The 25,644-nt window shown below is 61.4% G+C and carries 24 protein-coding genes; 7 read left to right on the forward strand and 17 right to left on the reverse strand.

Going from position 1 to position 25,644, the window contains the following annotated elements; genetic code table 11:
* Window positions 1–5: 5 nt before the first annotated feature.
* The 4 genes from KHO31_RS01050 (at window position 6) to KHO31_RS01065 (ending at window position 3,047) form a co-directional block, all read left to right on the forward strand.
* Window positions 6–1,016 (forward strand): zinc-binding alcohol dehydrogenase family protein, encoded by a 1,011-nt coding sequence (locus KHO31_RS01050; RefSeq protein ID WP_211622540.1) that lies wholly within the window; start codon window positions 6–8, stop codon window positions 1,014–1,016.
* Between the two features lie 2 nt (window positions 1,017–1,018).
* A complete protein-coding gene (locus tag KHO31_RS01055) occupies window positions 1,019–2,209 on the forward strand; it encodes a mannitol dehydrogenase family protein (protein ID WP_211622542.1) in 1,191 nt (396 codons plus the stop codon).
* A 113-nt stretch (window positions 2,210–2,322) separates the two neighbouring features.
* A complete protein-coding gene (locus tag KHO31_RS01060; RefSeq protein ID WP_211622543.1) occupies window positions 2,323–2,562 on the forward strand; it encodes a hypothetical protein in 240 nt (79 codons plus the stop codon).
* A 146-nt stretch (window positions 2,563–2,708) separates the two neighbouring features.
* On the forward strand, window positions 2,709–3,047 hold the full coding sequence (locus KHO31_RS01065; RefSeq protein ID WP_201085105.1) for an L-rhamnose mutarotase: 339 nt from the start codon (window positions 2,709–2,711) through the stop codon (window positions 3,045–3,047).
* 224 nt (window positions 3,048–3,271) lie between these two features.
* Here KHO31_RS01065 and guaA read toward each other — a convergent pair whose 3' ends face one another.
* From guaA to guaB, 3 genes are all read right to left on the reverse strand, one after another.
* Window positions 3,272–4,855 carry a glutamine-hydrolyzing GMP synthase gene (guaA, locus tag KHO31_RS01070; RefSeq protein WP_201073201.1) on the reverse strand — a complete coding sequence of 528 codons (1,584 nt, stop codon included), beginning with the start codon at window positions 4,853–4,855 and terminating at the stop codon, window positions 3,272–3,274.
* A gap of 203 nt (window positions 4,856–5,058) precedes the next feature.
* The gene (locus KHO31_RS01075) at window positions 5,059–5,784 is read right to left on the reverse strand and encodes a hypothetical protein (RefSeq protein ID WP_201073203.1); all 726 of its coding nucleotides are present in this window, start codon (window positions 5,782–5,784) and stop codon (window positions 5,059–5,061) included.
* 6 nt (window positions 5,785–5,790) lie between these two features.
* Window positions 5,791–7,251: an IMP dehydrogenase gene (gene guaB / locus KHO31_RS01080; RefSeq protein WP_074283115.1), complete on the reverse strand. Its 1,461-nt coding sequence runs from the start codon at window positions 7,249–7,251 to the stop codon at window positions 5,791–5,793.
* Window positions 7,252–7,610: 359 nt separating this feature from the next.
* Here guaB and KHO31_RS01085 point away from each other — a divergent pair, with 359 nt between their 5' ends.
* Window positions 7,611–8,588, forward strand: coding sequence for a DMT family transporter (locus KHO31_RS01085; RefSeq protein WP_201073205.1), 978 nt, complete (start codon window positions 7,611–7,613; stop codon window positions 8,586–8,588).
* Here KHO31_RS01085 and KHO31_RS01090 read toward each other — a convergent pair.
* A complete protein-coding gene (locus KHO31_RS01090) occupies window positions 8,585–8,917 on the reverse strand; it encodes an RnfH family protein (RefSeq protein ID WP_201073207.1) in 333 nt (110 codons plus the stop codon). The genes KHO31_RS01085 and KHO31_RS01090 overlap by 4 nt on opposite strands.
* Window positions 8,914–9,351 carry a type II toxin-antitoxin system RatA family toxin gene (locus KHO31_RS01095; RefSeq protein ID WP_063496516.1) on the reverse strand — a complete coding sequence of 146 codons (438 nt, stop codon included), beginning with the start codon at window positions 9,349–9,351 and terminating at the stop codon, window positions 8,914–8,916. Before KHO31_RS01095 ends, KHO31_RS01090 begins: the two co-directional genes overlap by 4 nt.
* A gap of 100 nt (window positions 9,352–9,451) precedes the next feature.
* Here KHO31_RS01095 and smpB point away from each other — a divergent pair, with 100 nt between their 5' ends.
* Complete coding sequence (gene smpB, locus KHO31_RS01100) at window positions 9,452–9,898, forward strand: SsrA-binding protein SmpB (RefSeq protein ID WP_042323149.1); 447 nt, start codon at window positions 9,452–9,454, stop codon at window positions 9,896–9,898.
* A 183-nt stretch (window positions 9,899–10,081) separates the two neighbouring features.
* Here smpB and KHO31_RS01105 read toward each other — a convergent pair whose 3' ends face one another.
* From KHO31_RS01105 to ppsA, 3 genes are all read right to left on the reverse strand, one after another.
* On the reverse strand, window positions 10,082–11,014 hold the full coding sequence (locus KHO31_RS01105) for an SPFH domain-containing protein (protein ID WP_201085104.1): 933 nt from the start codon (window positions 11,012–11,014) through the stop codon (window positions 10,082–10,084).
* 61 nt (window positions 11,015–11,075) lie between these two features.
* On the reverse strand, window positions 11,076–11,531 hold the full coding sequence (locus KHO31_RS01110; protein WP_201073210.1) for an NfeD family protein: 456 nt from the start codon (window positions 11,529–11,531) through the stop codon (window positions 11,076–11,078).
* A 164-nt stretch (window positions 11,532–11,695) separates the two neighbouring features.
* Window positions 11,696–14,101, reverse strand: coding sequence for a phosphoenolpyruvate synthase (gene ppsA / locus KHO31_RS01115; RefSeq protein WP_201073211.1), 2,406 nt, complete (start codon window positions 14,099–14,101; stop codon window positions 11,696–11,698).
* Between the two features lie 529 nt (window positions 14,102–14,630).
* Between ppsA and ppsR the strand changes: the two genes are divergently transcribed.
* Window positions 14,631–15,446, forward strand: a complete 816-nt coding sequence (ppsR, locus tag KHO31_RS01120; RefSeq protein WP_201073422.1) for a posphoenolpyruvate synthetase regulatory kinase/phosphorylase PpsR — start codon at window positions 14,631–14,633, stop codon at window positions 15,444–15,446.
* A gap of 112 nt (window positions 15,447–15,558) precedes the next feature.
* On the opposite strand, the gene KHO31_RS01125 is transcribed toward ppsR, so the two are convergent.
* The 9 genes from KHO31_RS01125 to rseP form a co-directional block, all read right to left on the reverse strand.
* Window positions 15,559–16,341 carry a TrmH family RNA methyltransferase gene (locus tag KHO31_RS01125; protein WP_201073212.1) on the reverse strand — a complete coding sequence of 261 codons (783 nt, stop codon included), beginning with the start codon at window positions 16,339–16,341 and terminating at the stop codon, window positions 15,559–15,561.
* A 61-nt stretch (window positions 16,342–16,402) separates the two neighbouring features.
* Window positions 16,403–17,164 carry a ribonuclease HII gene (rnhB, locus tag KHO31_RS01130; RefSeq protein WP_201073213.1) on the reverse strand — a complete coding sequence of 254 codons (762 nt, stop codon included), beginning with the start codon at window positions 17,162–17,164 and terminating at the stop codon, window positions 16,403–16,405.
* Window positions 17,161–18,330, reverse strand: coding sequence for a lipid-A-disaccharide synthase (lpxB, locus tag KHO31_RS01135; protein ID WP_201073214.1), 1,170 nt, complete (start codon window positions 18,328–18,330; stop codon window positions 17,161–17,163). The genes rnhB and lpxB overlap by 4 nt, the downstream gene beginning before the upstream one ends.
* 3 nt (window positions 18,331–18,333) lie before the next feature.
* Window positions 18,334–19,122, reverse strand: coding sequence for an acyl-ACP--UDP-N-acetylglucosamine O-acyltransferase (lpxA, locus tag KHO31_RS01140; RefSeq protein ID WP_201073215.1), 789 nt, complete (start codon window positions 19,120–19,122; stop codon window positions 18,334–18,336).
* A 95-nt stretch (window positions 19,123–19,217) separates the two neighbouring features.
* Complete coding sequence (fabZ, locus tag KHO31_RS01145) at window positions 19,218–19,682, reverse strand: 3-hydroxyacyl-ACP dehydratase FabZ (protein WP_201073216.1); 465 nt, start codon at window positions 19,680–19,682, stop codon at window positions 19,218–19,220.
* A gap of 218 nt (window positions 19,683–19,900) precedes the next feature.
* Window positions 19,901–21,004 (reverse strand): UDP-3-O-(3-hydroxymyristoyl)glucosamine N-acyltransferase, encoded by a 1,104-nt coding sequence (gene lpxD, locus KHO31_RS01150; protein ID WP_201073218.1) that lies wholly within the window; start codon window positions 21,002–21,004, stop codon window positions 19,901–19,903.
* 254 nt (window positions 21,005–21,258) lie between these two features.
* On the reverse strand, window positions 21,259–21,795 hold the full coding sequence (locus KHO31_RS01155; protein WP_201085103.1) for an OmpH family outer membrane protein: 537 nt from the start codon (window positions 21,793–21,795) through the stop codon (window positions 21,259–21,261).
* 89 nt (window positions 21,796–21,884) lie between these two features.
* The gene (gene bamA, locus KHO31_RS01160) at window positions 21,885–24,188 is read right to left on the reverse strand and encodes an outer membrane protein assembly factor BamA (RefSeq protein ID WP_201073222.1); all 2,304 of its coding nucleotides are present in this window, start codon (window positions 24,186–24,188) and stop codon (window positions 21,885–21,887) included.
* Between the two features lie 67 nt (window positions 24,189–24,255).
* Window positions 24,256–25,641: an RIP metalloprotease RseP gene (gene rseP / locus KHO31_RS01165; protein WP_201085102.1), complete on the reverse strand. Its 1,386-nt coding sequence runs from the start codon at window positions 25,639–25,641 to the stop codon at window positions 24,256–24,258.
* Window positions 25,642–25,644 lie beyond the last annotated feature (3 nt).

A 25,644-nucleotide genomic window follows, 5' to 3' on the forward strand; every position in this document is an offset into this window, starting at 1 on the left:
TTGCTATGCTTACGGTGATATGCGAGACGCCAGGAACGCTGAGCGCACAGGAAAGGCCTAAACCCGAAACGGGAGAAAACGACGTGCTGTTGCGCGTCAAGCGTGTTGGCGTATGCGGTACGGACTTGCATATTTTCACGGGAAATCAGCCTTATCTGGCCTATCCGCGCGTGATGGGCCATGAGTTGTCGGGCATCGTCGAACAGGCGCCGCGCCACAGCGGACTGGTTGCGGGCGACCAGGTCTACGTGATGCCGTATCTGTCGTGTGGCCAATGCATTGCGTGCCGCCGCGGCAAGACCAATTGCTGCGTGAATATCCAGGTGTTGGGCGTGCATCGAGACGGCGCGTTCACCGAGTACCTGAGCGTTCCCGCGCAGTTCGTCCACAAGGCCGAAGGCATCACGCTCGATCAGGCGGCCATGGTCGAATTCCTTGCGATCGGCGCGCATGCGGTCAGGCGTGGCGACGTGAAGCAGGGTGAGCGCGTGCTCGTAGTCGGCGCGGGGCCGATCGGCATGGCGGTCCTGACCTTCTGCAGACTGCGCGGCGCGACGGTGACCGCCCTCGACACGCGTGTGGACCGGCTCGATTTCTGCGTTAAACATCTAGGCGCCGCCGCAGCGGTGCAGATTGGCGACGGCGATCACGCGCAATTGTCGGAACTGACGGACGGCGACTTTTTCGATGTGGTGTTCGACGCAACCGGCAACCCCAAAGCAATGGAACGCGGCTTCCAGTTCATCGCCCATGGCGGCCGGTATGTACTCGTTTCCATCGTGGCTGACACGATCACTTTTTCGGACCCCGAATTCCACAAGCGCGAAGCCACCCTGCTCGGCAGCCGCAACGCGACGCTCGAGGACTTCGACACCGTCATCAAGGCCATGCGGGCCGGCCATATCCCGGACCGCGCGCTGAATACGCATCGAATGGCGTTGGCCGATGTCCCTGCTCACTTCGCGACACTGCTTGATCCTGCCGGCGGTGTCGTCAAAGCTATCGTGGAATGTTAGCGATGCGCCCTTCGCATGAGGAAGCACAGGCAACGGCCGCACCGCTCACGCAACCCATTCTGCAATTCGGCACGAGCCGTTTCCTGCAGGCGCATGTCGATTTATTCGTCTCAGAGGCGCTCGAGTCCGGCCAACCAGGCGCGGCGCCAGGCGGCATTGCCGTGGTTCAGACCACAGAAAGCGCCGACAGCGCCGCGCGCATCGCCGCGCTCGCGAACGGCGGCGGCTATCCGGTCCATATACGTGGACTGCATTCAGGCCGATTGATTGACGTAACACTGACCGGACGGGCGATTCGCCAAGCCGTGCACGTGCGCAAGGATTGGGCTCTGCTCCGCGAGGCGATCTCCGGTCCCGTGCGGATCATTGTTTCGAACACGGGGGACCAGGGTTATCAACTCGATGAACACGATAATGCTCGCGCTTTCGCCGACCCGAGCCGCGTACCGCACAGCTTCCCCGCCAGACTGCTGTCCCTCTTGCACACACGATGGCAAAACCAGCCCGACGCACCGCTATCGCTGTTTCCTTGCGAGCTGATCGAGAAAAACGGGGAAGTGTTAAGAGGCATCGCCGTGGAATTGGCGTTGCAATGGCACATGCCCGACGAGTTTATCCGCTATCTGACTGACCATTGCGTATGGGCCAATTCGCTGGTCGACCGGATCGTGTCAGAGCCGATCCGGCCTGTGGGCGCGATCGCGGAACCGTATGCACTGTGGGCGATAGAACAGCAGCCACGGCTGCAGGTACCGTGTGTACATCCTTCGATCGTGCTCACTGAGAATCTCCACCATTTCGAGCGGCGCAAGCTGTTCCTGCTGAATCTCGGGCATACCTTTCTCGCCGAGCGCTGGTTACGCGACGCTCGCGCAGCTGACGAGACAGTCTGCGGTGCGATGAACGACCCTGTCCTACGGGCGGAACTCGAGACGATTTGGCACGAGGAAGTCTTACCCGTATTCGAGGCCTCGGGTCAGCGGGATGATGCACTTGCCTATGTGGCACAACTCCGTGAGCGGTTGCTCAATCCCTTTCTCGCGCACCGCCTCGCCGATATCGCACAGAATCACGCGCAGAAGAAGCAACGTCGGATAGCCCCATTGCTGGCGTTGACGGCCTCCCTGACACAAGCCAACGGCACGCGGATCGAGCAACCACGTCTTAAAGAAATGATTGCTAGCGGAATCTGACGTGGTGTTTGCCGTGGCTCGATGCGCCCCAGTCATGTGACTGGTAAGCGCCAGGAGGTAAGGATGAGCGTCGCACTCAAGGAGTGAATGTGAACGGTCGGGGACAATTGCCAATGGATACTGAAGCGTTTGAACTTACAGTTGTGGAGGCTGAGCAAGCTTTTCGGCTATCCGCGCTACAGAAGGACTTATTGTGGGAGGCGCGATCCCTATTGATCATCGCGCGTGCCCGGGCGCTCGAACTTGCTGTGGAAGTCTGCCGCCGGCAAGGCAACGCGGCTCCCGATGTTCTCGATTTTCACCTTCCCGCAATCATCGAGCTGCAAAGACAGTTCAGCAGCCAGCACGATTGATTTGACAATGCCGGACGGCTCTGGAAATTCGACGGTATGACGGTGGGCGACTCGCCGGGCTCGCATCAGGGAATGTTTGGTCAATGACGCGCTTCGCCCCCAATCCGTTCGTTGTCGGTTCGAACGTATCGTAAAAGGAAACGGCTATGCGCCACTGTTTTGCCCTGGATTTGAGAGACGATCCGAATCTGATTGCGCGTTACGAGGAGCTTCACCGTCAGGTCTGGCCGGATGTCGTCAGGCACATACGCGAGCATGGAGTCTTGAGTATGGAGATCTATCGCTTAGGGACGCGACTACTCATGATCATGGAAACGGACGACGCCATATTCGACGCCGACAGAATGGCCCGTGCCGCCGAAACCAATGCGGCAGTTCGACAGTGGGAGGATCTGATGTGGAGGTTCCAGGCTCCCACGCCGTGGACCCCAACCGGACAGAAGTGGATGCCGATGCAGCGAATATTCGACTTGCGGCAGTTCTAAGCAACGCAACCAGGGCAACCCGTTAAAGAACAACAAGTATCATAAACCACCCATCAAAACACCATTCGGAAAAAGTGCTTGGCCGTGCTTTTCGCTACCAGCAGGCGCTTCGGATTCCTATTGATGATTCAGGAACAGGCACAAAAAAGCCCGCAAAATCGCGGGCTTAGTCTTCTACTGCTTGGCTTTGCTAGGCATTGCCAGAAAATGCACCAGAATGGGATTCACTCCCACTCGATGGTCGCCGGCGGTTTCCCCGAGATGTCGTACACCACCCGGTTAATCCCGCGCACTTCATTAATGATGCGATTCGACACGTGCCCCAGCAACTCGTGCGGCAGATGCGCCCAATGCGCGGTCATGAAGTCCAGCGTCTGCACAGCACGCAGCGCAACGACGTACTCATAAGTCCGGCCGTCGCCCATCACGCCAACGCTCTTCACCGGCAGGAACACCGCAAACGCCTGGCTCGTCAGGTCGTACCAGGACTTGCCGGTTTCCTTGTCGATAAAGGTGCGCAGCGTCTCGATAAAAATCGCATCCGCACGACGCAGCAGATCCGCGAAATCGCGGCGTACTTCGCCGAGAATCCGCACGCCCAGACCCGGGCCCGGGAACGGGTGGCGATACACCATTGCCGGCGGCAAACCGAGCTTCACGCCGAGTTCGCGCACTTCGTCCTTGAACAATTCGCGCAGCGGCTCAAGCAGCTTCAGATTCAGCGTCTCGGGCAAGCCGCCCACGTTGTGGTGGCTCTTGATGGTCTGCGTGGCCTTCTTGCCCTTGCCGGCCGATTCGATCACGTCCGGATAGATCGTGCCTTGTGCGAGCCACTTCGCATCAGTCAGCTTGTTGGCTTCGGTCTGGAACACTTCGACGAATTCCGCGCCGATGATCTTGCGCTTCGCTTCCGGATCGGTCACGCCGGCCAGCTTCGACAGGAACACGTCGCTCGCGTCGACGTGGATCACCTTCACGCCGAGGTGATCGGCGAACGTTGCCATCACCTGCTCGGCTTCGTTCAAACGCAGGAGACCGTGATCGACGAACACGCAGGTCAGCTGATCGCCGATCGCGCGATGCAACAGCGCCGCCGCCACCGACGAATCCACGCCGCCAGACAAGCCCAGAATCACGTGTTCGTTACCCACCTGCTCGCGAATCTTCGCGACGGCTTCGTCGATGTAATGACCCATTTCCCAGTCGGGATTCGTGCCGCAAATCTGCAGCACGAAACGTTCGAGCATTGCGCGGCCCTGCACGGTGTGCGTGACTTCCGGGTGCCATTGCAGGCCGTAGAAATGGCGCTTTTCGTCGGCCATCGCGGCAATCGGGCACGATTCGGTCGACGCCATCAACTGGAAGCCCTCAGGCATTTCCAGCACCTTGTCGCCGTGGCTCATCCACACCTTCAGCATGCCGTGACCTTCCGGCGTGGTGAAGTCGCTGATGCCTTCGAGCAGACTCGTATGGTTGCGCGCGCGTACTTCGGCGTAGCCGAACTCACGCAGGTGCCCGATATCGACCTTGCCGCCGAGCTGCTCGGCCATCGCCTGCATGCCGTAGCAAATGCCCAGCACCGGCACGCCGAGTTCGAACACCGCTTGCGGCACGCGCGGCGTATCCGTTTCGGTGACCGAGCTCGGGCCGCCGGAGAGGATCACGCCCTTCGGCGCGAAATCGCGAATGAACGACGCGTCGACGTCGTACGGATGAATTTCCGAATACACGTTGGCTTCGCGAACGCGACGTGCAATCAGTTGGGTGACTTGCGAACCGAAGTCGAGGATCAGGATCTTGTCATGCATGGCAGCGGACGGAGTCATAAGTGAACGGATACGGGATGCCGCGCACGAAGCGCGGCGTTGAATTCAAAGCGGTCCACGTGGGGACGATCGAGCATGAAGCGTAACGATGAAGCGCGCTGGATTTGCGGGCGCCGCAGGCATTCAACTGCGGCGCGTGCGAACGAAAACCGGTAGCTTCGGCAGGCGTTCTGGCGCTTGGCGCATCAGCCATGAAACGGCGGCCGGGGCGCACCAGGTGCATCGGCGGCGGAGTTGCGAGCGTCGTCGCGCGCTGCGGCAGCATCGGCCCGGGCAGCGCGTTCAGATGCCGTCAGACCCGGTTCATCGACCGGAGGAAGCGGCGCTGCCGAAACAGGACCCACGGGCCGCGTGACGGGCATAACAGGCTCGACTACGGGTTCGGCATGATAGACAGGAAAGCCCGCAGTCACGCGACCGGAGTCGCGTTTGTTGGCAGCGTCTTTGGCGGCATCTTTCGCCGCCTGCTTTTCGGCACGTTCGGCGGCCGCAGCTTCAACCAGCCGCACCTTTTCACGCCGCCGCACCGCACCCGACAGGCGCACACCACCCAGGCCGACCACCAGCAGCACGACACCTGTCAGCACTGCGATGATCTGCCCGAAACCGGTCAGCGCCGGCGTATGCAGCCCGAGCAGCCAGACCAGCATCAGCACGCCGGTCAGCCAGTTCACATGGCCGACAACCTTGGCAACCGTCGACGTGAGCGATCCGTCGATCGACGCGTGCAAAGCGAGCCACGCGAGCCCGATCAGCGCCACGCCAAACCCCTGGCCGACCAGAGCCGGCTGGGTTTGCACCAATAGCAGCGCGTTGTACAACGAAGTCCAGGGCGTCAGCAGAAACAGCAGGCCGAACGCAAGCAACAACAAGGCATCGAGGATGAGTACAGCGCGCAGCAATGGCTTCATTGGCGTTTAGTCCACGTGGTAGTTGGGCGCTTCCTTGGTGATCTGCACGTCATGCACATGCGACTCGCGCAAGCCCGCGCCCGTGATCTGCACGAACTCGGCCTTGTCGTTCATCTCCGCGATCGTGCGGCAACCGCAGTAGCCCATGCTGGCGCGCACGCCGCCGATCAGCTGGAACAGGATCGCGTTGACCGAGCCCTTGTACGCGACGCGGCCTTCAATGCCTTCCGGCACCAGCTTGTCGATGTTCGCGGAGTTGTCCTGGAAGTAGCGGTCTGCCGCGCCGTCTTTCATGGCGCCGACCGAGCCCATGCCACGGTACGATTTGTACTGGCGGCCCTGGAACAGGAACACGTCGCCCGGCGCTTCTTCAGTACCGGCGAACATGCTGCCCATCATCACGGAATTGGCGCCGGCGGCCAGCGCCTTGCTGACGTCGCCCGAGAAACGCACGCCACCGTCGGCGATGACCGGCACGCCCGTGCCCTTCAGCGCTTCCGACACGTTCGAGATCGCGGTGACCTGTGGCACGCCCACACCGGCGACGATCCGCGTCGTGCAGATCGAGCCCGGGCCGATACCGACCTTCACGCCGTCTGCGCCGTATTCGACGAGTGCCTTTGCCGCCGCAGCGGTGGCGATGTTGCCGCCGATCACTTCGACGTGCGGGAACTTCTGTTTGACCCACTTGACGCGCTCGAGCACGCCCTTGCTGTGGCCGTGCGCCGTGTCGACGACGATCACGTCCACCCCTGCCTGCACCAGCAGCTCAACGCGCTCTTCGTTGTCTTCGCCCACGCCGACCGCTGCGCCTGCGCGCAGCTTGCCGTGTTCGTCTTTACACGCGTCCGGGTGTTCGGTTTGCTTGGTGATGTCCTTGACGGTCATCAGGCCGCGCAATTCGAAGGCGTCGTTGATGACCAGCACGCGTTCGAGGCGGTGGCTATGCATCAGCGCCTTGGCTTCGGCCAGCGGCGTGCCTTCCTTGACGGTGACGAGGCGCTCGCGCGGCGTCATGATGTTGCGCACCGGCTCGTCCAGACGCTCTTCGAAGCGCAAGTCGCGGTTCGTGACAATACCCACCAGTTGCGCGCCTTCGACGACCGGGAAGCCCGAAATGCCATGCTGGCGCGACAGCGCGATGACGTCGCGCACCTTCATTTGCGGCGGCACGGTGATCGGGTCGCGCACGACGCCGGATTCGAAGCGCTTGACCTTGGCAACTTCACGCGCCTGTTCGGCCGGCGTGAGATTCTTGTGGATGATGCCCACGCCGCCCATTTGCGCCATCGCGATCGCGAGACGGGCTTCGGTAACGGTGTCCATGGCGGCGGACACGAGCGGCATATTCAGGGAGATGTTGCGGGTCAGCCGGGTCTTGAGGCTGGTGTCGCGCGGCAGAACATCGGAGAAAGCCGGGACGAGGAGCACGTCATCGAACGTGAGTGCTGTTTGGATCAGACGCATGGCAAATCCTATAGGCGCAAAAGCGAATTATACGCGATACCTCCCCGGTTTTCACTGCACTAACAGCAGCTTAGCGAATTTCGGGGGATTTTTTTCGTGACTTTGCACCCTCCGATTTCGCTTCTGCGTTCGCCTCGAGTTCGATCCGGTTTCGTTTGCGCGTTCGGGCGCATGGACGCCCCACCCGGTTCGGGAATGGGTATTTCGGGGTGCTTGCGCGCCGCCGGGCCATCGCGTGGAAGTTAAAAAGCGCCTGAACACGCCGGATAGAACCGCTGGAATGCAGAATCAAACAAGACACGCTGCCCGCCGAACGGCTATTCTGCCGACCATTCCAGTTTTTCTTGCAGGGGCAGTCGATGCAGCGCGGTGTGGCATATGGAGTAATGGCCGGGGCCTTGTGGGGCATGGTGTTTCTGGTGCCGCGCGTGTTGCCCGATTTTTCGCCGCTGCTGCTGAGCGCCGGCCGCTACACGATGTACGGCATCGTCTCGCTGGCCGCCGCGCTGCCGATGGCGCGTTCGCTCGTCAAACGCCTGACCCGCGAGGATCTCGGCGCGCTGGTCAAACTGGCGTTGGCCGGCAATCTGCTCTACTACCTGCTGCTGACCGCAGCGGTCCATATGATCGGCATCGCGCCGGCATCGCTGATCGTCGGTGTGCTGCCGGTCACGGTGACGCTGCTCGGCCGGCGTGATCACGGCGCCGTGCCGCTCGCCCGCCTCGTATGGCCGCTCTCATTGGTGGTGGCCGGCATCGCCTGCATCAACATCGACGTGTTCACGGTCGCGGACAGCACGCCAGTAAGTATCGCGACGAAAATCCTCGGCCTCACCTGCGCGGTTGGCGCACTCGCCTGCTGGACCTGGTTCGCGGTCGAAAACGCCCGCTATCTGCAGCGCCAGACGCATTTCAGCGGTAACGAGTGGTCGGTGCTGTGGGGTGTCGTGACCGGCGCGCTAGGCGCAGGATTGTGGCTGGTGGTCGCCGTCATGCCGTCTGGCAGCCTCCAGGGGCCGCTCGGCGACGAGCGCTGGCACACCTTCTGGATGCTGAATCTGGGCCTCGCAGTCGGCGCGTCGTGGCTCGGCAATGGGTTATGGAATGCCGCGTCGAAACGGCTGCCGCTCACCCTGTCCGGCCAGATGATCGTGTTCGAGACGCTTTTCGCCCTGCTCTATGCGTTCATCTACGACCAGCGCCTGCCCCGGCCGCTGGAAACGGCGGCGATCCTGCTGCTGGTGGCGGGCGTGTGCTGGTCGGTGCGCCAGCATGCGGACGACGACACGTCCGGCGCGGCATCGATTGAGGAGAAGGCGCAGCCTTCCGTGCACTAGCGCGAATCCTTGTTCTGCCAGCGGCGCCCTTCGATCGAGCCCGCCTTGCGGGTCTTCTCAACGCGGCGTTGACGCGAGAGCTTCGGATCCACCAGCAGGGGCCGGTAGATCTCAACGCGATCGTGGTCGGCGAGCACCGCATCGAGCGGCTTGAGCTTGCCGAACACGCCGACCTTCTGCGTGCCCAGATCGATCTGCGGATAGCGCTGCAAAATGCCGCTTGCGTCGAGCGCCTGCTGCAACGTGGCGCCTTCCGGCAATTCCACGGCGATGAGCGTCTGCTCCCTGGCGAGCGCGTAGCAGACTTCAATCGACAAGCGCGCGCTCATGCCTTACCGTAGCGCTGATCGGCGCGCTTCACGAACGATTCGACGAAGGTGTTGGCAATGTGACTGAACACCGGCCCGATGATCTTCTCGAGAATGATGTTGGTGAATTCGTAGTGCAACGCGAATTCGATCTTGCAGGCGTCCGCCCGCAATGGCGTGAAACGCCAGAAACCGGTGAATTTGCGAAACGGACCGTCCGCGAACTCCATATCGATGCGGGTGGGCCGTTCCATGCTGTTATGCGTGGCGAAGTGCTGCTTGATGCCCTTGAAGTTGATGTCGATCTTCGCCTCCATGCCGGTTTCGTCCTGGCGGCGGATTTCGACTCCCCCGCACCAGGGCAGGAAATTGGGGTAATCGGCGACGTCGGTAACGAGGTCGAACATCTGTTCCGCCGAATGGCGGATCAACACGGTTTTCTGGACATCTGCCATAAATTGAACAGCGCGTGGCAAGGGTGGACAAGCGCCGCGGGCTTTCCTTGCCCCGCTTTGCTAAAATCGTGATTTTAAACGAGTTGGGCACTTTCCATTCATGAGCATCATCGACAACAGAAAAGCCTTCTACGACTACTCGGTCGAAGAACGCTATGAAGCAGGGCTCGTGCTCGAGGGATGGGAGGTCAAAGCCTTGCGCGCGGGCCGCGGCCAGATCAAGGAAGGCTACGTGGTCATCAAGAATAACGAACTGTTCCTGATCGGCACGCACATCAGCCCGCTGCCCGAAGCCTCGACCCACATCAACCCAGACCCGGTGCGCACGCGCAAGCTGCTGCTGCATAGCGAGGAAATCAGCAAACTGATCGGCAAAGTCGAGCAGCGCGGCTACACGCTCGTGCCGCTGAACTTCCACTACAAAGGCGGCCGCGTCAAATGCGAAATCGGGCTGGCCAAGGGTAAGAAGCAACACGACAAGCGCGAAACCGAAAAGAAGCGCGACTGGGAACGCGAGAAGGCGCGTCTGATGCGTTCACCGTCGTGATCGTGATCGTCATCTCCGGCTTGAATTGCGCGCTGGCCGGCAAGTTGGCCTGATTAGCCTCGCGTGATGCGTGGTTTTGCCGTGCTGCGCCACCCGACTGGTTCGCCGGCAAAAAGCTGCGATTCAACGAAAAATGGCCCGCTGATTTGCGGGCCATTTCTTTTCGGCAAGGAAAAACGTCAATCAGCGCACTTCGGTTGCGCCCTTCCCTTTGTTCACGATGGTCAGCGCCGACGCGATCATCGAACTCATATCCGCCAGGTTGCCCGGCACGATCAACGTGGTGCCCTGCTTGGCGAGGTTGCCGAACGCGTTCACGTACTGCTCGGCCACTTTCAGGTTCACCGCCTCCATCCCGCCATTCGACTGGATAGCCGCAGCGATCTTCTGAATTGCCTGCGAGTTAGCCTCTGCCACCGCCAGGATCGCCGCGGCCTGACCCTGCGCCTGATTGATCGCCGCCTGCCGCTCGCCCTCGGACTTCTGGATCGACGCCTCGCGCCCACCCGACGCGATATTGATCTGCTCCTGCTTGCGCCCTTCGGAGGCCGCGATCAGCGCGCGCTTCTCGCGCTCGGCGGTGATCTGCGCCTGCATCGCATGCAGAATTTCCTTGGGCGGTGTCAGGTCCTTGATCTCGTAGCGCAGCACCTTGACGCCCCAGTTCGACGCCGCTTGATCGAGCGACGACACGATGCTGTGGTTGATGAAGTCTCGCTCTTCGAAAGTCTTGTCGAGTTCGAGTTTGCCGATCACCGAGCGCAGCGTGGTCTGCGACAACTGCGTAATCGCGAATACGAAGTTGCTAGAGCCGTATGACGCCTTCATCGGGTCGGTGACCTGGAAATACAGCACACCATCCACCTGTAACTGTGTGTTATCGCGCGTGATACACACCTGGCTCGGCACTTCGAGCGGGATTTCCTTGAGGATATGCTTGTACGCGATCCGGTCGACGAATGGGAACGCGAAGCTCAAGCCCGGCGTCAGCGTGCGGTGATAGCGACCGAGCCGCTCCAGCACCCACGCATGCTGCTGCGGCACGATCTTGAGCGTCTGCGCCGCCAGCACGATCACGATAAGCAGAAACACCGCCCCGACAATGGTTGAATCCATTACTAACCTCCGGTCCGTAGTTCGAATAGTTGTACATGGTTCTGTGCACGCATTGGCGCGCTCAGGCCACGGTTACCTTGGTTTTCGCCTGCCGGCTGGCCACGACGACGAGGCAACTGCCGCGCATCTCGGCGATTTCATAGAGCTGCGCATCTTCAGGCTCGCCAGCCGCCAGTTCGACGTCCCATGCCGCGCCGCGGTAATTGGCCCGCGCCCGGCGCTCGTGCCACGCCGGCACGCTCAAGGTTTGGCCGATGTCCAGATTCACGTCCGGGTTCTTCGACGCCTCCTTGCGCGTTCTACGGCCAAAGCGCGAGCGCCTGAGCAACAGGACGGCCGCAAGCGCCACAACGGCGGCAATCGCGAACTGCAGGTCGGCGGTCACGCCCGCCAGTTGCGCAATGGCTGCTGCAACGCAGCCCAATGCGATCATCAGCAAATAGAAGGTGCCGCTGATCAGCTCCAGCACGACCAGCACACCCGCCCCGATCCACCAGACCAAGCCACCTGGCGCCACGTCGACCTCCACAAAGCAAAACACCCCGGATCTACCGGGGTGTTTATAGCACGAAGCGGATGCATTTATCGGGCGGTGCAGTACGCTTTTACGTGCTTTTGATGTACCGCACACCCTTTATGCAAACCGCTTACCGGGCAGCTGCCCGGCGCTTGTTTTTTCGCTTACTTCGCCGACGACTTCGCCAACTTTTGCCACGTCTCGATGATCGAGTCCGGGTTCAGCGAGATCGACTTGATGCCTTCATCGGTCAGCCATTGCGCGAAGTCAGGATGATCCGACGGGCCCTGGCCGCAGATGCCGACGTACTTGTTCAGTCGCAGACACGTGTCGATCGCGCGCTTCAACAGGAACTTGACGGCCGGATCGCGTTCGTCGAAATCGACTGCCAGCAGTTCCATGCCGGAGTCGCGGTCGAGGCCGAGCGTGAGCTGCGTCAGGTCGTTCGAACCGATCGAGAAGCCGTCGAAGAATTGCAGGAATTCTTCGGCGAGAATCGCGTTCGACGGCACTTCGCACATCATGATCAGGCGCAAACCCTTCTCACCGCGCTTCAGGCCGAACTTCTCCAGCAACCCGACCACGCGCTCCGCCTGCTTCAGCGTACGGACGAACGGCACCATGATCTCGACGTTGTCGAGGCCCATCTCTTCACGCACCTTCTTCAGCGCGATGCATTCCATCTGGAACGCCTCAGCGAAGTCGTCAGCGATGTAACGCGATGCGCCACGGAAGCCCAGCATCGGGTTTTCTTCGTCCGGCTCGTAACGCGAACCACCGATCAGCTTCTTGTACTCGTTCGACTTGAAGTCCGACAGACGCACGATCACGGGCTTCGGATAGAACGCCGCAGCGATCGTTGCGATACCTTCGGTCAGCTTGTCGACGTAGAAGGCGCGCGGCGACGCATGGCCGCGTGCGACGCTCTCCACGGCCTTCTTCAGGTCCTGATCGATGTTCGGGTACTCGAGAATCGCCTTCGGGTGAACGCCGATGTTGTTGTTGATGATGAACTCGAGCCGCGCCAGACCCACGCCTGCGTTCGGCAGTTGCGAGAAGTCGAAGGCGAGCTGCGGGTTGCCGACGTTCATCATGATCTTCACCGGAATCGGCGGGAGTTCGCCGCGCTGCACTTCGGTGATTTCGGTTTCGAGCAGACCGTCGTAGATCTTGCCTTCGTCGCCTTCAGCGCATGACACCGTCACCAGCGCGCCTTCCTTCAGCACGTCGGTGGCGTCGCCGCAGCCGACCACGGCCGGCACGCCCAGCTCACGCGCGATAATTGCCGCGTGACAGGTACGGCCGCCACGGTTCGTGACGATCGCGGATGCGCGCTTCATCACCGGCTCCCAGTTCGGGTCGGTCATGTCGGCGACCAGCACGTCGCCCGGCTGCACACGGTCCATCTCCGACGGATCGTGAATCACGCGCACCGGACCCGCACCGATCTTCTGGCCGATCGCGCGGCCGGTAGCCAGCACGTTCGATTGGCCCTTCAGCTTGAAGCGTTGCTCGGCTTTGCCCGCAGCCTGGCTCTTCACCGTTTCCGGGCGCGCCTGCAGGATGAAGATCTTGCCGTCGCGGCCGTCTTTGCCCCACTCGATGTCCATCGGACGCTCGTAGTGCTTTTCGATGATGACGGCGTATTTCGCGAGTTCGATCACGTCTTCGTCGGTGATCGAGAAACGGTTGCGCTGCTCGTGCGCAACGTCGACGGTCTTCACGCGGCCTTGCTCGCCGGCCTTGGTGAATTCCATCTTGATCAGCTTCGAGCCGATCGAGCGGCGGATAATCGGGTACTTGCCTTGTGCGAGCGTGGTCTTGAAGACGTAGAACTCGTCCGGATTCACGGCGCCCTGCACGACCGTTTCGCCGAGACCGTAGCTCGACGTGATGAAGACGGCGTCCTTGAAGCCCGATTCCGTATCCAGCGTGAACATCACGCCCGCCGCGCCGACGTCCGAGCGCACCATGCGCTGCACGCCAGCCGACAACGCGACTTCAGCGTGGGTGAAGCCCTTGTGGACGCGATAGGAGATAGCACGGTCGTTATACAGCGACGCGAACACGTGCTTCATGCGATCGAGCACGTCGTCGATGCCGACCACGTTGAGGTAGCTTTCCTGCTGACCTGCGAACGACGCGTCCGGCAAGTCTTCTGCCGTTGCCGACGAACGCACGGCAAACGACAACTCTTCAGGCGAGCTGTTTTGCAGGGTGTCGAAGCCTGCACGGATATCCGCTTCGAGACGCGGCTGCATCGGGGCGTCGACGATCCATTGACGGATCTCCTTGCCCGCTTCGGCGAGCGCCTTCACGTCGTCGATATCGAGCGTTTCGAGACGTTTCGCGATGCGGTCAGTCAGATTGTTGTGATGCAAGAAGTCACGGAAAGCCAGCGCCGTGGTGGCGAAGCCAGTCGGCACGCGCACGCCGGCTTCGGCGAGCTGACTGATCATCTCGCCAAGCGACGCGTTCTTGCCGCCGACAATCTCCACATCGGTCATCCGCAACTGCTCAAACGGAACTACATACGCCTCTTCCTTTGCGACGGTAACTGCGTTAGTCATACAAGCCCCTAAGTGTGAAAGAAATTCACGGCTGTGCAAGTGGGCTTGAACGCGAGACGCCCATTGGAATCGTGACCTCGCGTCTTGCACAACCTGTTGGAGAAGCAATCGCTGCAAATGGCCGGGAACATCATCAGGTGCCAGATGCACGACGTAGAAAGCGGATGGACGAAATTACCGATCAATCCACCCCATTCGCCGCACGTTACTGGCTGAAAGCGCGGCGTTGACCGACCGTTCGAGGTGAATTAGACGCCAATCGCCTGCAATTGCTTATCCAACAGGTTGCCGCTATTCTACCGTGCCGACTCTCAAAATGTGACAGTCGGACGAGAATTGCGCCTCGAATCGCGCCCCGGACCGGCTGACGGGCTTTTGCGAGGCCCCGCCGCCATCCGGGCGCAGTTGCGGTGCCCACGGCGCGCTGCAATGACGCCGCTGCAATCTCCGGTTAGCCACCGTGCAGCGACGTCAATGCGGCGATGTTTCATTCGAGCGCTTTTGTCCGCTCACGTTCCCTGCCCCACTGATGCCGCCCACCGTATTCATCGTCTCCGACGGTACCGGGATCACTGCCGAAACCTTCGCGCATTCGATCCTTTCCCAGTTCGACCAGAAATTCCGCCTGGTTCGCGTGCCCTTCGTCGACTCGACGGACAAAGCCTACGCCACGCTAGAAAAGATCAACGAAGCGATCCAGCAGGACGGCCGCCGTCCGATCGTCTTCACGACGCTGGTGGACAGCGCGTCGAATCAGATCGTCAAAGGCTCGAATGCGCTCGTGCTGGACATGTTCCAGACCTTTGTCGAGCCGCTCGAACAGGAACTGGAACTCAAGTCGAGCCACGCGATGGGCCGTGGCCACCAGAACGCCGATACCGAGGAATACAAGAACCGGATCGAGGCGATCAACTTCTCGCTCGCCCACGACGACGGTCAATCGAACCGCAATCTGGCCGACGCGGACGTGATTCTGGTCGGCGTGTCGCGCAGCGGCAAGACGCCGACGAGCCTGTATCTGGCGATGCAGTACGGTGTGAAAGCGGCCAACTATCCGCTAATTCCGGAAGATTTTGAGCGCGGCAAGCTGCCCACGCCGCTATTGGCGCATCGGCAGAAGATGTTTGGTTTGTCGATCGATCCGCAGCGGCTGTCGGAGATTCGTAACGAGCGCCGGCCGGGCAGCAAATACGCTGCGCCGGAAAATTGCCGTTACGAGATCAATGAGGCTGAAGCGATGATGCGGCGCGAAGGGGTCAAGTGGCTGTCGTCGACGCATAAGTCGATCGAGGAGATCGCGACGACGATTCTGCAAGAGATCAAGCTGGACCGGCCGGTTTACTGAATCCGGTTCGGTCGGCACCGCGCGCTCACCAGGCGCGCGGCAGCCGGACTGGCTGGTGACGCTTTAGACCACGCCGTCATACGCGGCCGCGCGGCTTATTCAGTACCGTGCTCTACGCGCGGCGCTGCTGGCGGCATTGTTCGAACACACAGACTGCCGCCGCGGCCGCCACATTGAGCGATTCCATGCCGCCCGGCTGAGGAATCGTCACCCGCAACGAAACCGCATCGCGCCAGGTCTGCGACACGCCCGCGCCTTCGTTGCCGAACACCCATGCGAGCGGTCCGCTCAGATCGCAGTCGTAGATCGCCTCGGCACCGTGCGAGTCCGTAATGACGACGGGCACGGTGAGGCGCTCGATCAACACCTGTGCTTCGACATCCTCGTGGATTTGCAGCAGGAAATGCGCGCCCATGCCCGAGCGCAATACTTTCGACGACCACGCGTACGCGGTGCCCGGTGCGCAAAACACCTGCTGAATACCCGCGGCCGCCGCACTGCGCAGAATCGAACCGACGTTGCCGGCATCCTGCACGCCGTCGAGTACGAGGCAGGTCTGTGCGACCTCTTCCGGCAACGGCGTATCGAGTTTTTCGACCAGCAGCAAAATCCCGACACCGTGCACGACGTTCGACAATTGGCCGAACAACGCATCAGGCAACGTAACGATACGGTGCTCGTCGATGCGCGAGACGATCGCCTGCGCTTCGTCGTGGCGCAACGCGCCCTCGGTGACGATGCACATTTCCGGCTGACCGGCGACGTCGAGATAGGCGCTCGCGAGATGGAAGCCTTCGAGCAGCGCATGGCCGCTGCGACGCTGCTGATGCGTCGAGCCGGCCAATGCCTTCAGGCGCTTGTAGAGCGGATTGTCCCGCGAGGTGATGGCTTTCACAGGCAGCGAAGGCTTAGAGAATGAGGAAAGAGTTGGCGACGCGCCGGGCCGTACATGGCGCTCAGGCGCCGCTGCGTTCGCCGAAGGCGTCGTCGTCGAGCGTCGTGCCGGTGAGCGTGCCCGGAACGACGATGACGTCGCCCGCCGGGCGCTTCAAACCCGTACCGAAGCGCAGATGCGCTTCACGCACCGGTGCAAACGAGCGCCGATGATGCTCACAGGGCCCATGTTCGCGCAGCGCGGCGAGATGCTGCGGCGTGCCATACCCGGCATGCGCGTTAAAGCCGTAGACCGGATAGGTTTGATGCAATTCGAGCAGCAGCCGGTCGCGCGTGACCTTGGCGAGAATCGACGCCGCCGAAATGCTCTTGACCAGTGCATCGCCGCCGATCACGGCTTCGCTACGAATGCTCAGTGTCGGGCAGCGATTGCCGTCGATTTTCGCGAGCGTCGGCACGACCGAGAGGCCTTCGACAGCCCGCTTCATCGCCAGCATCGTGGCGTGCAGGATGTTCAGCGTATCGATTTCTTCGACACTCGCCGACGCGATACAGTACGCGAGCGCCCGGTCGACGATCTTGTCGTACAGCTCGTCGCGTTTTTTGGCGGTGAGCGCTTTCGAATCGTCGAGGCCGCGAATCATCGGCTTCGACGGGTCGAAAATCACTGCGGCAGCGACCACCGGGCCAGCCAGCGGCCCACGTCCGGCCTCGTCGACGCCGCAGACGATGTCATCCGGTGTCTCAAAGTCCAGACCGACCTGCCGCGCCGCCGCGCCTGCAACAGTAGCGGCCTTGCGACGAGGTGAGCGTGCCGTGGTCACGGCCGCGCCTTCCGCTTTTCAATGACGCTCGCCACGACTTCCGCCGCACGCTGCGCGGTGTTCTGCTTCAGCACGTGATGCATCTCCGTGAAGATTTCCGTCAGCGTGCGCCGGTTGGTCTCGTCACGCAACTGTTTCAGCGTAGCCTCGGCGAGCGCCTGCGGCGTCGCGAAGTGCTGCAGGATTTCCGGCACGACGAAACGCCCCGCCAGAATGTTCGGCAAGCCGACGTATGGCAGGTAGCCTTGGCGGCGCATGATCTGGCCGGTCAGCCAGGGCACCTTATACGAGATCACCATCGGCTTCTTCAGCAACGCGGCTTCCAGCGTCACCGTGCCGCTCTTGACGAGGATCGCATCCGCCGCCGTCATGGCGAGTTGCGACTGGCCGTCGGTAATGGTCAGCGCGAGGCCGGGATGCGAATCGACCAGCGGCCGCAGCATTTCGCGCAGTGCGGGCGTGGCCGCCGGCATCACGAAACGCAAACCCGGCTCCTGGTGCTGCATCATCTCCATCGCGGCAAAAAACGTCGGACCGATCAGATCGATCTCCGAGCGCCGGCTGCCCGGCAGCACCGCGATGATCGGCCCGCTTTCGGCGAGGCCGAGCGTGCGGCGCGCGCCGAGCGTATCCGGTTCGAGCGGAATCTCGTCAGCCAGCGGATGGCCCACGTAGGACGCCGGGACGCCGGCCTTTTCCAGCAGCGCCGTTTCGAACGGGAACACGCACAGCATGTGGTCGACCGCCTTGGCGATCTTCTTGATGCGCCCGCCCCGCCACGCCCAGATGGACGGACAGACGAAGTGAACGGTCGGAATGCCCGCTTCGCGCAACGGATGCTCGAGTCCGAAGTTGAAATCGGGCGCATCCACGCCGACGAACACCGACGGCGGCTCAGCCAGCAACTGGCGCTTCAGTTCGTTGCGAATGCCGAGGATCTCGGGGATATGCCGCAGTGCTTCGACATAGCCGCGCACCGTCAGCTTTTCCATCGGCCAGTGGGCATCGAAGCCCGTGGCGATCATGCGCGGGCCGCCGATCCCGTAATACTGGCTACCGGCGGGCAGACGGCTCGCTAGGCCGTCGAGCAGCGACGCCGCCAGCAGGTCGCCGGACGGCTCGCCTGCCACCATCGCGACGCGCAGCGGACTCGGGTTCAAGGCCATCGGTTAGCGGATGATGCCGCGTTGCGACGCTTCGACGAACGCGAGCAGCGTTTGTACCGGCGCGTCGCCATCGCCACCCGCGGATGCGAGTTCGCGCAACTGCACCTTCGCTTCTTCCAGTGACAGGCCGTTCTTGTACAGCAAGCGGTAGGCCGAACGCAGCGCCGAGATCGCGTCCGCCGAAAAACCGCGGCGGCGCAGGCCTTCGACGTTGATGCCGTGCGGCTCGGCCTTGTTGCCGGCGGCAATCACGAACGGCGGGACGTCCTGCACGAGCGCCGAAGCGCCGCCCAGCATCGAATGCGCACCGATCCGCACGAACTGATGCACGCCCGACATGCCGCCGATGATCGCGTGGTCGCCGATGGTCACGTGGCCGGCCATCTGCGCATTGCTCGACAGGATGACGTTGTTGCCGATGTGGCAGTCATGTCCGACGTGCACGTAGGCCATGATCCAGTTATCGTCGCCCAGCGTGGTGACGCCCGCGTCCTGCACCGTGCCGGTGTGGATCGTGGTGAATTCACGGATCGTGTTGCGATTGCCGATCACGAGCCGGGTCGGCTCGTCCTTGTACTTCATGTCCTGCGGACGGCCACCAACCGATGCGTAGTGGCCGATCCGGTTGTCTTCGCCGATCGTGGTGTGACCTTCGATCACGCTGTGCGAACCGACCGTGGTCCGTGCGCCAATCGTCACATGTGCGCCAATCACGGCATACGGTCCGATTTCGACGGATTCGTCGAGTTGCGCGCCCGGTTCGACGATCGCAGTGGGATGAATCCTGCTCATGCGTCCTCGCTTCTGATTCTGTTGCGTTGTCTGGATGGGCGTAGTCTGGGCTTGCAGGGCTCAGAGTAAGCCGCTGACTGCCCGGAAGCCGATCTTCAAGCGTCTTTGTCCGTGTGCCGCACCGCGCACATCAGGTCAGCTTCTGCCGCCACGGCACCATCCACTTCGGCGCGCGCCTTGAACTTCCAGATGCCGCGCATATGACGCTCGAACGTGCAGTTCAGGATCAACTGATCGCCCGGCTCAACCACGCGCTTGAAGCGCGCATTGTCGATGCCCACGAACAGATACAGCGTGTTCGACGGATCGCTCGGCTCTTCCGAAAACGTCAGCAGGGCCGCCGTTTGCGCAAGCGCTTCGAGGATCAGAACGCCGGGCATCACCGGACGGGTCGGAAAGTGCCCCTGGAAATACGGCTCATTGATCGACACGTTCTTCAACGCTTTGATGCGCTTGTGCGGCTCGAGTTCGAGCACCCGGTCAACCAGCAGGATCGGGTAACGATGCGGCAGCAGCGTGAGAATCTTATGAATGTCGAGATTGATTTTTTCGGTGCTCATGGTGTTTCTACTCACGCATTAACTGCGCGATGATGACTGCGGATGCTGGTGCAGGTGGGTTGGTAACGCGTGCTACCGGCGCTTGCCGAGACCCGGCGGCCGTGCCACCCGGTCACGGCAACCGACTTTGCTTCTGATGCCTGGCCGCTATTTTACGCGGTGCCGGCAGGTTGCCCCGCGGATTGTTTCACGAGTTGGCCTGCGGGCCGGCCTGATACTCAGACTTTGTCGGTTTCGGAATTGCTTGCTGCATTGGCTGGCTTGCCTGCCGACGCAGCATTTTCGAGTGCCTTGATTCGGTCGCGGAGTTTGTCGATGTTACGCAGCAAAGCGGCGCTCTTGTTCCAGTCCGCATGATTCACGGCCGGGAACGCGCTGGTGTACATACCGGGCTTCAACAACGACTTCGACACGCCGGACTTCGCCGTGACGATCACATAATCAGCCAGCGTCACATGACCGGCAATCCCGACCGCGCCGCCGATCATGCAATGACGGCCAATCGTAGTGCTGCCCGCAATACCCGCGCAACCCGCAATCACCGTATAGGCGCCGACCTTGCAGTTATGGCCGATTTGCACGAGATTGTCGATTTTCACGCACTCTTCGATGATCGTGTCGGCCATGGCGCCACGGTCAATGGTGGTGTTTGCGCCGATTTCGACGTCTGCCGCGATCGACACACCGCCGACCTGCGGAATCTTCACCCAACCGCCGGTACGCGCATCGCCTTCGCCCACGAAGTCTGGCGCGAAGCCAAAACCGTCCGAACCGATCACCGCGCCCGCGTGCACGATCACGCGCTCGCCGAGCTTACAGCCGTAGTACACGGTGACATTCGGATACAGATGCGAGCCCGCGCCGATCCGCGTGCCGCGGCCGATCACCACGTTGGCATCCAGGCGCACATTTTCACCGATCACGGCGCCCGCTTCCACGGTGACGCGCGGACCGATCACCGCGCTCGTGGCAATCTGGGCCGACGAGTCGATCGTCGCGCTCGGGTGCACGCCGGGCACAGCCTTGGGCGCTGCCATGTCGATGAAGGTCTGCGCGACGCGCGCAAAGTAAGCGTACGGATTCGGCGTGACGATGAAGTTACGAGTTTCGCGCGAAGCGAGTTTCGCGAGGTCGTCGGCGTTGATCAACACGGCGCCGGCACGGGTCGTCTCGACCTGCGACAGATACTTCGGATTGGCGAGGAACGCCAGCTGGTCCGGGCCTGCCTGGTCGAGCGGCGCCAGACTGCCGACGCGCTGCGAACCATCTCCGACTACTTCACCGCCGAACCGTTGGACGATGTCCTCGAGCGTAAATGCCATGCCTATCCTTTCTCCTGTGTCGACCAGAGTTAGCGCTTTAGCGCTTACTCTGGTCCCATGCAACGCTGTCGATCGGAGTTAGCGCTTCAGCGCTTACTCCGATCCCAAGCAACGCTGTCGACCAGAGTTAGCGCTTCAGCGCGTTACGCCGGTCCCATGCAAAGCGCCTACTCCGGTCCCATGCAAGATGGTTGCTGCAAAATCAGTCCAACTTGTCAGTTCTACGGCCCAATACTGCGGACCGGCGTGCGCGTTCAGTTGCCCGAGGCCGCGAGAGCCTTGAGCACTTGATCGGTAATATCGATGCGCGGGCTCACGTACACCGCTTCCTGAACGATCAGGTCGTAGTGCTGCTGCTCGGCAATCTGCTTGATCACCTTGTTGGCCCGGTCGAGCACCGCCGCCAGCTCTTCATTACGGCGCTGGTTCAGGTCTTCGCGAAACTCGCGTTGCTTGCGCTGGAAGTCCGTATCCAACTGCGACAGATCGCGCTGCTTCTGCGCGCGATCGGCGGCCGACATTGACGCGCCGCTCTTGTCGAGCGAGTCCGACATCGACTTCAGCTTCTGTGCCATATCGGCCAGATCCTTGTCGCGCTTGGCGAACTCTGCCTCGAGCTTGACCTGGGCAGCCTTCGCGGCAGCCGATTCACGCAGGATACGGTCCGAATTCACCGCAGCGATCCTCGCTTCCTGCGCGTGCGCTGTCCCCGCCAGGCCGACACCCAGCGTCATTGCCAGTGCCAGCGCGCACGCCACACGTTTCGAAAACATACCGGTTAGCAAAGTCATCCTCTCGATACTGTAGTTTGGCCGGGCCCGACGCCAGGAGCCGCCCATATTGGCCGGGGCTGCCCGCCGCCGGATCGCCGGCCGCCGCATCAGAACGCCGTCCCGATCTGGAACTGGAACTTCTGATACTGGTCGCCAGTGTGCTTCGTAAGCGGGAAGCCCAGGCTGAGCTTGAGCGGGCCGATCGGCGAGATCCATGCGAGACCGACACCATAGCCGTAACGCAGACCGTTCGCGCCAGTGCTGTTGCCTTCCGTACCCCAGACGTTACCGGCGTCGAGGAACGTGAAAACACGCAACGTGCGGTCGTAGCCTGTGCCCGGCAACGGGAACGTCAATTCGACGTTGCCCACTAGCAGCTTCGAGCCGCCGATCGGGTCGTTCGTCTTCGCGTCACGCGGACCCAGCGAGCTCGGCTCGTAGCCCCGCACCGAACCGATACCGCCCGCGTAGTAGTTCTTGAAAATCGGGTATGGCTTGCCACCGAGGCCGTTACCGTAACCGCCCTGGAAGTTGAAGCCCAGCACGAAGCCGCGCGCAAACGAATAATAGTACTGCGCGTTGATGTCGGCCTTGTAGTACTGCGTGCCGCCAAGCGGCGTGCCGTATTCGGCGTTCGCCTGCGTGAAGTAACCGCGGCTCGGCACCAGTGCGCTGTCACGCGCGTCGCGCGACCAACCCACCGTAATCGGCACGTTGTTCGACACACGGCCGAACTCGTTCACGTAGTCGATATAGCTCTGCGGCGTGTTCGCGTCGATGTCCAGCTGGTTCTGCTCGAGGCCGGCACCAAAGTACACCGTGTCAACTTCGGAGAACGGAATACCGAACTTCAGGTCACCACCGATCGTGACGATCTTGAAGCTCGAATCCGTCGAGTAGTACAGCGGCTGGTACGTACGGTAGTAAACGTCGGTAATCCGCTTGATGCCGTCGACCGTGAAGTACGGGTCGACCTGCGTGACCGTCAACGTACGGTACGTCTTGGCGGTATTCACGTTCACCGCGAGACTCGTACCCGAACCAAACACGTTGTCCTGCGACACGCCCGCGGAAAGCACCACCTTGTCGGTCGACGAAAAGCCCGCGCCCAGCGTGATCGCGCCGGTCGGCTTTTCGGCCACCTTGACGTCCACATCGACCTGGTCCGGCGTGCCTTCGACCGGGACCGTGGTCACGTCGACATCGGTGAAGTAGCCGAGACGGTTGATCCGGTCTTTCGATAGCGCGAGGCGGTTCGAATCGAACCACGAGCTTTCGAGCTGGCGCATTTCGCGGCGCACCACTTCGTCGCGAGTCCGCGTGTTGCCGACCACGTTGATGCGGCGCACGTACACGCGGCGGCTCGGGTCCACTTGCAGCGTCAGGTCGACCTTGTGGTGTTCCTGATCGATCTGCGGCTGCGCGTTGACGGTGGCAAACGCATAGCCATATTCGCCGAGCTTGTCGACGATCGCCTTGGTGGTGGCTTGCAGCTTTTCAGCCGAGAAGCGGTCACCCGGTTTGATCTTGATGAGCTTGGCCAACTCCGGCTCGCGGTCGAGCAGGTTACCGGCCAGCTTGATGCTGTTGATCGTGTACGGCTCGCCTTCGTGCAGCGTGACCGTCAGATACATGTCCTTCTTGTCCGGCGTGATCGACACCTGGGTCGACTCGATGTTGAACTCGAGATAGCCGCGATTCAGGTAGTACGAGCGAACGTTTTCGAGGTCGCCGGTCAGCTTGTCTTTCGCGTACAGGTCGTTCTTCGTGTACCACGAGAACCAGTTCGGCGTGGACAACTGCATTTCGTCGCGCAGCGTACCCGTGCTAAACGCCTTGTTGCCGATGAAGTTGATCTGGCGAATCTTCGCGCTCGGACCTTCGGCCACCGAGAACAGCACCGACACGCGATTGCGGTCGATCGGCGTGATCGTGGTGGTGACTTCGGCGGCATAGTAGCCGCGCGTCAGGTACTGGCGCTTCAGTTCCTGCTCGGCCTTGTCGACGAGTGCCTTGTCGTAGTAACGGCCTTGCGACAAACCGACTGCGCGCAGCGCCTTGGTCAGGTTGTCCTTGTCGAACTCGTGAATGCCGGAAAAGTCGATCGTGCCGATGGCCGGACGTTCCAGCACCTGCACGATGACGACATTGCCTTCGGTCGCAATCTTGACGTCGTTGAAGAAGCCCGTGGCGTACAGCGCGCGAATGGCTTCAGAAGCCTTGTCGTCGCTAAACGTGTCGCCTTGCTTGATGGGCAGGTATGCGAACACGGTACCAGGTTCGACGCGTTGCAATCCCTCGATCCGGATGTCTTGCACCACGAAGGGCGTCGTTGCGTGTGCAACCAGCCCATGCGCGGCGAACGCCGCGGCTATAACCGTCTTTGGAACAAAGCGATGAGGTTTAAACAACGTGCTTCCCCAGTGTGTATAGCTGCATCAGGTCAGACGGTCGCCATCGTGAACGCCGCCAGACACTTTAAAAATGGATTAAACGAGCCAGATCGTTGAACAGCGCAATCGCCGACAATGCGACGATGCAGGCGAGACCCGCCCTCTGAAAAACGAGTTGCCAGCGATCAGAGACAACTTTGCCGGTTACAGCTTCAACCAAATAATATAACAGATGACCCCCGTCCAATACCGGAATTGGTAACAGGTTCAGTACGCCGAGGCTAATACTGACAAGGGCCAGGAACGACAGGAATGCAGAAGGACCTAGACGTGCGCTCTTTCCTGCGTAATCGGCGATCGTGACAGGACCGGAAAGATTCTTCAGCGAAGCCTCGCCGACGATCATTCTCCCGAACATGCGCACCGAATAAACAGCCAGGTCCCACGTACGGCGAGCGCCCAGCTGCAGACTTTCGACCGGTCCGTAACGAACGTCGATCGACGGCACCTGGGTCGCAAGTTCCGCGCCGATACGACCGATCTGCTGTCCCGTCGCGTCATCACGCTGGGACTGCGGAACAATGCGAATGTCTTCCAGCTTGCCTGCAGCTTGCCCGCCACGCTCCACCTGCAGCGTCATGGGCAAACCGGCGTGCGATTTTACATAAGCGATGAAGGCCGTGGCATTGTCGGTAGGAATACCGTCGACTGCGCGAAGACGGTCACCCGCCACAAGACCCGCTTTTTGCGCTGCGCTAGCCGGCTGCACCCCCGCGACCGTCAGCTTGCCACCACCCGGCTCGAAACCGAGATGCGACATAAAGTCGTCGTCGACGTCTTTCTCGGTGATACCGCTCAGATCCAACTGGAAATCCGAGGTGCCGTGGGCATCTTTCGCGCTCAGCACGACGCGCTTGTGATCGAATGCAGCGCCCAGCAGTTTCCAGCGCAGGTCGGACCACGAGCGCACGTGCTCGGATTCGCTGGCGTTCTCGGCACGCACCGCAACGATAGTTTCGCCACCGTCGAAACCGGCCAATGCCGCCGGCGTATTCGGAGCAGGCGCGGCAACCACCGCCGCTGGCTCGGTCACGCCGGTGGCGAACACAAGGGCGAACAGTACGATGGCGAGCAGGAAGTTTGCGACTGGGCCGGCCGCGACAATCGCGAAACGGCGCCACACCGACTGCCGGTTGAACGCATACGGCAAGGCTTCAGCCGGAATCGGCGCACCGCCGGTCTCGCGCTCGTCGAGCATCTTCACGTAGCCGCCCAGCGGCAGCGCGGCAATCGCCCATTCGGTACCTGTCTTCGGGCTCACCCATTGAAACAGCGGCTTGCCGAAGCCGATCGAAAAGCGCAACACCTTGACGCCGCACAAACGCGCCACGCTGTAATGCCCGTACTCGTGGACGACCACGAGTACGCCAATCGCCACCGCGAAGGCAAGCAGTTCGATCAGCAGATTCATAGG

The organism is Paraburkholderia domus, assembly GCF_905220705.1.
Taxonomy (GTDB): domain Bacteria; phylum Pseudomonadota; class Gammaproteobacteria; order Burkholderiales; family Burkholderiaceae; genus Paraburkholderia; species Paraburkholderia domus.